Raw genomic sequence first — 1,177 nt, 5'->3', positions numbered from 1 at the left:
GATGGCAAAGAGCAAATTCGAACGTAACAAGCCCCACGTTAACATTGGCACGATTGGTCACGTTGACCACGGCAAGACGTCGCTGACGGCGGCGATCACGAAGTTCTTCGGTGACTTCAAGGCCTATGACCAGATTGACGCAGCGCCTGAAGAGAAGGCCCGCGGCATCACGATCTCGACCTCGCATGTTGAGTATGAGACGCCTAACCGTCACTATGCGCACGTCGACTGCCCCGGCCACGCCGACTATGTGAAGAACATGATCACGGGTGCGGCACAGATGGACGGCGCGATCCTGGTTGTTTCGGCAGCTGACGGCCCGATGCCTCAGACCCGCGAGCACATCCTGCTTGCGCGTCAGGTTGGCGTTCCAGCGATTGTCGTGTTCCTCAACAAGTGCGACCAGGTTGACGATGCCGAGCTTCTCGAGCTGGTTGAGCTGGAAGTGCGCGAGCTGCTGTCGAAGTATGATTTCCCCGGCGACGATACCCCGATCATCAAGGGCTCGGCTCTGGCTGCTCTCGAAGACAGCTCGAAGGAGCTGGGTGAAGATGCGGTTCGCGCGCTGATGGAAGCTGTTGACAGCTACATTCCGACGCCGGAACGCCCGATCGACCAGCCGTTCCTGATGCCGATTGAAGACGTGTTCTCGATTTCGGGCCGCGGTACGGTTGTGACGGGTCGCGTCGAGCGCGGTATCGTCAAGGTTGGCGAAGAAGTTGAAATCGTCGGCATGAAGGCGACGTCGAAGACGACTGTCACCGGTGTTGAAATGTTCCGCAAGCTGCTCGATCAGGGCCAGGCAGGCGACAATATCGGGGCACTGGTTCGTGGCGTTGGCCGTGAAGACGTCGAGCGCGGACAGGTTCTGTGCAAGCCGGGTTCGGTGAAGCCGCACACCAAGTTCAAGGCAGAAGCCTATATTCTGACCAAGGACGAGGGTGGCCGTCACACGCCGTTCTTCACGAACTACCGTCCGCAGTTCTACTTCCGCACGACCGACGTGACGGGTGTGGTGACGCTGCCGGAAGGCACCGAAATGGTCATGCCGGGTGACAATGTCGCCATGGATGTGACACTGATCGTGCCGATTGCCATGGAAGAGAAGCTGCGCTTCGCTATCCGTGAAGGTGGCCGCACCGTCGGCGCCGGCATCGTATCCTCGATCATCGAGTAA

General features: G+C 59.1%; 1 protein-coding gene. It reads left to right on the top strand.

The genetic code is table 11. The features are described from left to right. The first annotated feature begins 1 nt into the window (after window position 1). Window positions 2-1,177 (top strand): elongation factor Tu, encoded by a 1,176-nt coding sequence (gene tuf, locus KUG47_RS16690; RefSeq protein WP_217679192.1) that lies wholly within the window; start codon window positions 2-4, stop codon window positions 1,175-1,177.

The sequence above is a fragment of the Falsochrobactrum tianjinense genome (genome assembly GCF_019100495.1).
GTDB classification, from domain to species: Bacteria; Pseudomonadota; Alphaproteobacteria; order Rhizobiales; family Rhizobiaceae; genus Brucella; species Brucella tianjinense.
Note: the sequence above shows the minus strand (reverse complement) of the source record. Positions and strands in the feature narration are given on the sequence as shown.

Excerpts from the sequence above, each read along its gene's own strand:
- tuf (WP_217679192.1), top strand. The coding sequence starts at position 2 with ATGGCAAAGAGCAAATTCGAACGTAACAAGCCCCACGTTAACATTGGC.